At 36.3% G+C, this 7,281-nt stretch carries 8 protein-coding genes and 1 tRNA gene; all 9 read left to right on the top strand.

Going from position 1 to position 7,281, the window contains the following annotated elements; genetic code table 11:
• Positions 1–21: 21 nt before the first annotated feature.
• The 9 genes from AB1414_12465 (at position 22) to AB1414_12425 (ending at position 6,948) form a co-directional block, all read left to right on the top strand.
• Complete coding sequence (locus tag AB1414_12465) at positions 22–207, top strand: hypothetical protein (GenBank protein ID MEW6608236.1); 186 nt, start codon at positions 22–24, stop codon at positions 205–207.
• A gap of 131 nt (positions 208–338) precedes the next feature.
• Positions 339–415, top strand: a tRNA-Val gene (locus AB1414_12460).
• A gap of 84 nt (positions 416–499) precedes the next feature.
• Complete coding sequence (thrS, locus tag AB1414_12455) at positions 500–2,299, top strand: threonine--tRNA ligase (protein ID MEW6608235.1); 1,800 nt, start codon at positions 500–502, stop codon at positions 2,297–2,299.
• A gap of 111 nt (positions 2,300–2,410) precedes the next feature.
• Positions 2,411–2,935 (top strand): translation initiation factor IF-3, encoded by a 525-nt coding sequence (gene infC / locus AB1414_12450; GenBank protein MEW6608234.1) that lies wholly within the window; start codon positions 2,411–2,413, stop codon positions 2,933–2,935.
• Between the two features lie 135 nt (positions 2,936–3,070).
• Positions 3,071–3,271, top strand: coding sequence for a 50S ribosomal protein L35 (rpmI, locus tag AB1414_12445; GenBank protein MEW6608233.1), 201 nt, complete (start codon positions 3,071–3,073; stop codon positions 3,269–3,271).
• A gap of 208 nt (positions 3,272–3,479) precedes the next feature.
• Complete coding sequence (rplT, locus tag AB1414_12440) at positions 3,480–3,833, top strand: 50S ribosomal protein L20 (GenBank protein ID MEW6608232.1); 354 nt, start codon at positions 3,480–3,482, stop codon at positions 3,831–3,833.
• A gap of 153 nt (positions 3,834–3,986) precedes the next feature.
• A complete protein-coding gene (locus AB1414_12435) occupies positions 3,987–4,844 on the top strand; it encodes a nitrilase-related carbon-nitrogen hydrolase (GenBank protein ID MEW6608231.1) in 858 nt (285 codons plus the stop codon).
• 141 nt (positions 4,845–4,985) lie between these two features.
• A complete protein-coding gene (locus tag AB1414_12430) occupies positions 4,986–5,111 on the top strand; it encodes a hypothetical protein (protein ID MEW6608230.1) in 126 nt (41 codons plus the stop codon).
• 76 nt (positions 5,112–5,187) lie between these two features.
• Positions 5,188–6,948: an ATPase, T2SS/T4P/T4SS family gene (locus AB1414_12425; protein ID MEW6608229.1), complete on the top strand. Its 1,761-nt coding sequence runs from the start codon at positions 5,188–5,190 to the stop codon at positions 6,946–6,948.
• Positions 6,949–7,281: the final 333 nt, after the last annotated feature.

Here is a 7,281-nt window from a genome sequence, read left to right as displayed (position 1 = left end):
AGTAGAAACTAATAGAAATTTATGGAAATTTGTTGTTTCCCACAATCAATTTCTACCTATTTTTGCTTCGCAACATTCTTCGAATTCTATAAATTTCAATCTATTTCTATTATCTTATCTCCATATCATTCTTATCTCCTTATCCCCTTTCGGACACTTTTGATATATAGCCTGAACGGTTACAAAAATTGCTTCGTGAGGAGATAAATAATGGAAATAATAAAGACAATATTTGAATTAGGGGTTTTGATCTTACTCGTGATTTTAATGATTAAAGACCATTATATTATTAAAAAAGTGGCTAATGATATGAGTAAAGTAACCAGGTAATTATAAGTGGGCGGTTAGCTCAGTTGGTTAGAGTGCTTGCGTGACATGCAAGAGGTCACTGGTTCGAATCCAGTACCGCCCACCATTATAAAAAATATCGACCTGTAGCGTTAGAATTAACTACAAAGGCACAAATTTACAATGGATGTAAGATACAGGATGTAGCTGGATGAGAAGATGGCTAACTAATTACCACTCACCAATTACCAATTACCAAAATAAAGGAGTGATAAAGAGAAAAGAATTTATGATAGAGGATTTACAAATATACCGCCATTCAACCGCCCATATTATGGCTCAAGCCGTTTGTGAGCTTTATCCAGGCACTAAATTAGGGATTGGCCCTGCTATTGAAGAGGGATTTTACTATGATTTTGACCTGCCTTCCCCTATCTCTCCTGAAGAATTACCTAAAATAGAAGCTAAAATGGAAGAAATCATCAATGCTAATCTGCCTTTTAAAAAAATGGTAATGAATAAAGATGAGGCGAAAAAATTCTTTAACCAAAAAAATGAAATTTATAAGGTAGAATTATTAGATGAAATTGAGGGAGAGATTACTCTTTACCAGCAGGGTGATTTCATAGACTTATGCCGTGGCCCTCATATTCCATCTACCGGTTTAATTAAGGCATTTAAACTTATTTCAATTGCCGGGGCATACTGGCGTGGTAGTGAAAAAAATCCGATGCTTACAAGAATCTACGGCACCGCTTTTGAGAAAAAAGAAGACTTAGATAACTATCTTTTTAAATTAGAAGAGGCAAAAAGAAGAGACCATCGCAAAGTTGGCAAAGAACTAAAAATATTCGATATTTATGATGAAGTTGGACCAGGATTAATTTACTATCATCCAAAAGGAGCAATCATTCGCGAGGAAATATGTAGATTTTTACGCCAGGAACATGCAAAAAGAGATTATTTAGAAGTAGTTACACCTCACATTGCTAAGATTGATTTATGGCAGACTTCAGGGCATTGTGAATATTATAAAGATAATATGTATTTTATGGAAGTTGAAGATAATCCTTATGTGCTTAAACCAATGAATTGCCCGGGCCATATTTTAATATATAAAAACCAGACAAGAAGTTATAAAGAATTACCCATAAGATATTTTGAATTGGGCACAGTCTATCGATATGAACGAAGTGGGGTATTACATGGGCTACTGCGAGTGAGAGGATTTACGCAGGATGATGCTCATATCTTTTGTCGCCAGGACCAACTTGAAGAGGAGATATGCACTGTTTTAAACTTTGCCTCAGAGATGTTAAAGACCTTTGGATTTAAAGAATATGATGTCTATCTTTCTACCAAACCAGAAAAATATGTTGGAACTCCAGATATTTGGGAGAAAGCTACTTCTGCCTTGAGCGTCGGACTAAAAAAGCAAGGACTAAATTATGCCATTGATGAGGGGGAGGGAGTTTTTTATGGGCCAAAAATTGATATTAAACTCAAAGATGCACTTGGTAGAGCCTGGCAAGGTCCAACTATCCAGGTAGATTTTAATTTACCACAAAGATTTAATGTGACTTATGTAGGCAGTGATGGTAATGAATATCAGCCAGTAATGATTCATCGAGTCGTGTTGGGTAGTCTTGAGCGATTTTTAGGGGCATTGCTCGAACATTATGCGGGCGCATTACCTACCTGGCTTTCTCCAACCCAGGTAATAATTATGACCATTGCCGACCGACATATTTCTTATGCAGAAAAGATTAAAGAACGATTGTTAGAACAAGGGGTGCGGGTTAAAGTAGATAAAAGAAATGAAAAAATAGGATTTAAAATCCGTGAAGCAGAATTACTTGAGAAAACTCCATATATGTTAATCATTGGAGATAAAGAGATAGAAACAGAAATAGTATCCGTTCGAAAAAGACATACTAAAGAGTCAGCAAATCTTTTAGTAGAAGAATTTGTAGATAATTTAATAAAAGAGATAAAAGAAAAAATCTATTGACATTGTCATTAAGATATGATATTCTTATGAGAGAGAACGAATAAGCGTAATTGGTAACTAATTACCATTTACCAATTACTAATTACCAATAGAAAGGAGGTATGAGTAACTATTAAGGGACTTAGAATAAATAGGCAAATTCGAGCAAGAGAAGTTCGAGTGATAGATACAGATGGACAACAGATAGGGATTATCCCTTTATATAAAGCATTAGACTTATCCAGGGAGAAAGATTTAGATTTAGTCGAGATAGTTCCTGATTCAACTATGCCTGTCTGTAAAATTATGGATTATGGTAAATATCGATACGAACAAAGAAAAAAAGAACGGGAGAAAAAGAAAAAGCAAAAGATTATTTTAGTAAAAGAGATAAAACTTCGACCTCACATTGAAAGGCATGATTATGAAGTCAAACTTAGACATATTTCCAAATTCCTACAGGACGGAAATAAGGTTAAAATAATGATGGGATTTCGAGGACGAGAAATGGAACATTCAGAATTTGGGAGAAAAATACTCGATAGACTTGTAGAGGATTTGAAAGAAATAGGAATGGTCGAGATGATGCCAAAATTAGAAGGCAGACAGATGATAATGATTTTATCTCCAGATAAAAAACATAAGCCAGAGAAATAGCAAATTAATAGGACACAGATTTTCACAGATGAACACAGATTGAATATGAAATAAAAAATCCGCGTTCATCCGTCTAATCCGTGTCATCCGTGTTCTATTCTTACGGCTATTTTCAGGGGAAAAGGAGGATTACTAATGCCTAAGATAAAAACTAACAGAGGAGCCGCAAAAAGATTTTTTAAAGTTACGGCTACTGGCAAAATAAAGCGTGAAAAGGCTAATGCCGGACATCTATTTACCTGTAAAACCAGGGATAGAAAACGCAATTTGCGTAGCGCAGGATTTGTTAGCTGTAGAGATAGACAGAATATCCGCAAACTTATTCCGTATAAATAAAGGGTAACTATTTAAGATAATGGTTTTCAGGTTCAAAGAGCAATGTAGAAAAATAAATTCCCTTGCTCCGTGAACTTACTGTTTCATTTTCAGTTGGGTAAATAGTTACATAGGACTTCACGAAATTAAAAGTAAATAATGGGGTAATTGGTAACTAATTACCATTCACCAGTTACCATTTACCAAAATAAAGGAGGTATGAATTCAAATGCCAAGAGCCGCAACGAATGTTGCTACAAGAAGAAGAAAAAACAAAATAAGGAAATTAACCAAAGGTTACTGGGGTGCACGACATCGCTGGTATAAATTAGCTAAAGAAGCCGTTATTCGTGCCGGAGTCTATGCTTATCGAGACCGTAAAGCCCGAAAAAGGGAATTCCGGCAATTATGGATTATTCGGATAAACGCCGCCGTAAGAGAATATGGACTTTCTTACAGTAAATTTATTAATGGGTTAAAAAAGGCAAATGCACAATTAGACCGTAAAATGCTATCAGATTTAGCAGTCAATGATAAAAATGCCTTTGCTAAATTAGTCCAATTAGCTCAAAAAAACCTGTAGGAAATAAACAGTAGTTAGTGAAGAGTGATAATTCACAATTCACAATTGACAATTCACAATTCACCATTATTAAGGAAATTTAGGGAAGAAATTGTGAATGGTGAATGATGAATGGTGAATTGTGAATGAATGTAACATTGTCCAGTAAAAAATGTGGGTAAAGATAAGCAAACAGGAGGGAGTAAAAAAGTGGTTACCGTTGGATTGGTTCAAATGACCTGCACTAAGGATAGGAAAGAAAATCTATCTAAAGCAATTGAGATTACTCAAAATCTTTCCTCAAAAGGAGCAAATATTATCTGTTTCCAGGAGATATTTAATCTTCATTGGTTTCCGAAAAATATTGATGTTTCAAACTTTGCATTAGCGGAAGAAATTCCAGGCGAGATGACTAAAGTAATGGGCGAAGTCGCCAAAAAAGAAAAAATAGTCCTGATTTTGCCAATGTTTGAAAAAGCGGAGGAAGGAATATATTTTAATACCGCGGTGGTAATAGATGCCAATGGAAAAATACTCGGTAAATATCGAAAAAATCACATTCCTCATCTACCACTGTGGGAAGAAAGATTTTATTTTACATTAGGGAACCTGGGTTATCCTGTGTTTAAAACAAAATTTGCGACAATTGGTATCCAGATGTGCTGGGATAATTTTTTCCCGGAGGGTAGTCGAATATTAGGATTAAAAGGGGCACAAATTATATTTGCTCCCACTGCCTGTAGCTTTGCCTTCCAGGCAAAATGGCGAAAGGTATTATGTGCTAATGCGATTGCTAATAATCTTTTTGTAGCAAGGGCTAATCGAGTTGGTGATGAAGAGGGACAAAAATTTCACGGCGGCAGTATTGTTATCGACCCAAATGGTGAGATAATCGCCGAGGCAGGAGAAAAAGATGAGATATTAATCGCCGACATAGACCTGGATTTAATAAAAGAGACACGAAATATCTGGACATTCTATGCTAATCGCCGACCAGAAACCTATAAGGAAGTAATTAATCCATTACCCTGATGTTACGGTTCAGGATTTATATCATTTAGGGATTTACGAAATGTAAGCGTTCAGGTGGTGTAACAAAAGGAGATGTGGAGATTAAGGAGATAGGGAGATATTATTAAAAAAATTGAAATTAATAGAAACTAATAGAAATTTATGGAAATTTGTTGTTTTCCACAATCAATTTCTACCTATTTCTATAAATTTCAATCTATATTCTATTATCTTATCTCCATATCACTCTTATCTCCTTATCCCCTTTCTTACACTTTTGATATATAGCCTGAACGGTTACTACGAAATTAACTGATTAAATGGTAATTGCTGACGAATTAGCAAATCTAATGAGGTGATTAAAATGGCAGAAAAAGTTAGATTAGGTGAACTATTAGTAGAGGCAGGGATTATTACCCGGGAACAACTTGATATTGCCCTGGCTGAAAAAAAGAGAAGTCGAGAAAGACTGGGTAAAATTTTGGTTAAATTGGGGTTTACCACAGAAGGCATTATTATGGATTTCTTAGCCAACCAGTTAGGAATGGAGCATGTAAATTTAGCTGAAGCAGAAATATCTCCTTTTTCTTTAGATGTGAGACGAGAGGTTTTAGAGAGTATTGTCAGACGCCACCTGGCTATCCCTATCTCCAAAGAAGATAATACCTTAATCGTGGCTATGGCAGACCCATTAGATGTATTTGCCTTAGATGATATTAAAAGGGCAACTAAGTGTAATATAAAACCCGTGGTTGCATCCGAAAATGAAATTAAAGATGTCATTGAAAAATGCTATGGAAAAAAAGAGCGGTCTATTGACGAGATTATGAAAGGGATTGATGAGAAGACATTTGAGGTTTTGAGACCGATGACCGAGGAAGCCGCCATTGATATTTCTCAAATGGGAAAAGGAGACGAAGCACCAATTATCAGATTAGTTAATTATATTTTAAGTGAAGCGATAAATGCTGGGGCATCGGATATTCACTTAGAACCTTATCAAAAAGATGTTAGATTGCGATACAGGATTGATGGCATTTTATACGAGATGCCCTCCCCACCTAAAACTCTCCACCCATCGCTTGTTTCAAGAATAAAAATTATTGCTAATTTAGACATTGCGGAAAAAAGATTACCCCAGGACGGTCGAGCCAAAGTGATTATCTCCAATCGAGAGGCAGATTTAAGAGTCTCGATTATCCCCACGGTGCATGGGGAAAAGGTAGTTCTCCGTATTCTTGACCCGAAAAGTTTATGTTTAGACCTGTCTAAATTAGGCTTTGATAAAGAGGCATTGGCTTTATACGAAAAGAACATTGTTGCCCCTTATGGGATTATACTTATCACCGGACCAACAGGCAGTGGGAAATCGACCACGCTTTATTCTACCTTGAGAACGATTAACGCCACGGATAAAAATATTATTACGATTGAAGACCCGGTAGAATATGTGTTAAGGGGGATAAATCAAGTGCAGGTAAAACCCGAAATAGGGTTAGATTTTTCAGATGGATTGAGGTCATTTATGCGGCAGGACCCGGATATAATTCTGGTTGGTGAGGTTAGAGACCGTGAAACATCCGAAGTAGCAATTAATGCCGCTTTAACCGGGCATTTAGTCTTTTCTACACTCCATACAAATGATGCCCCAGGCGCTATTACCCGCCTGCTTAATATGGGTATCGAACCATTTTTAATTACATCAACGGTTATTTTATCTCTGAGTCAGAGATTAGTCCGTGTTATATGCCCTAATTGCAAAGAGGCTTATGACCCCTCACCCGCACTGCTTAAAGAAATAGGTATCCACCCAGATGAAGGAGAAAAAATTAAATTATATCATGGAATTGGGTGTAAAAAGTGTTCTCATACGGGCTATAAAGGTAGAATTGGTGTATTTGAGGTAATGGAATTAAATGATGAAATTCGAGAGTTGATTTTAGCCCGTGAATCAGTCCACATTATCAAAGAAGCGGCGAAACGCTCCGGGTTAATTACTTTAAGAGAAGCCACCATAAAAAAGGTTTTAGCCGGAATAACCACCATTGAAGAATTAATCCGCGTTGCCTTTGAAGAAAAAGCCACACCTTATGTGCCAGAAAATGTTACTCCCACCGCGGCTTAAAAATATAGCCTCACTGGATTATTGCTCTCTCACCATTTTAAAGGTAATCGTTCACCGCAGAGACAAAAGAGATGATATGATAAAGTGTCAAGTTACCCTGCAAAAGATTTTCTGGATATGATATTAATTGTAACTGGTAACCTATTCTTTTGAGACGCCTCGGTCTGCGAAAGAGTAATACTCGAACTCAGAGAAAGAGACTCAAAGAATCAAAACGAAAGAATCAATGAGTGTGAACCTGCTGTTTTATAAAAACTCAGGTTGCCACGTATAACAGAAAGTTACGGTTACCTTTTATATCTATCAAAGAACGAAAGGAGGAACAAGATTCAT

Source organism: bacterium, assembly GCA_040755795.1.
Lineage (GTDB): Bacteria > UBA9089 > CG2-30-40-21 > CG2-30-40-21 > SBAY01 > JBFLXS01.
Note: the sequence above shows the minus strand (reverse complement) of the source record. Positions and strands in the feature narration are given on the sequence as shown.

What these genes read in the sequence shown, in the direction of transcription:
- AB1414_12430 (MEW6608230.1), top strand. Translation starts at nt 4,986, where the DNA reads ATGGAAATTTGTTGTTTTCCACAATCAATTTCTACCTATTTCTATAAA.
- AB1414_12465 (MEW6608236.1), top strand. Translation starts at nt 22, where the DNA reads ATGGAAATTTGTTGTTTCCCACAATCAATTTCTACCTATTTTTGCTTC.
- rplT (MEW6608232.1), top strand. Translation starts at nt 3,480, where the DNA reads ATGCCAAGAGCCGCAACGAATGTTGCTACAAGAAGAAGAAAAAACAAA.
- AB1414_12425 (MEW6608229.1), top strand. Translation starts at nt 5,188, where the DNA reads ATGGCAGAAAAAGTTAGATTAGGTGAACTATTAGTAGAGGCAGGGATT.
- rpmI (MEW6608233.1), top strand. Translation starts at nt 3,071, where the DNA reads ATGCCTAAGATAAAAACTAACAGAGGAGCCGCAAAAAGATTTTTTAAA.
- thrS (MEW6608235.1), top strand. Translation starts at nt 500, where the DNA reads ATGAGAAGATGGCTAACTAATTACCACTCACCAATTACCAATTACCAA.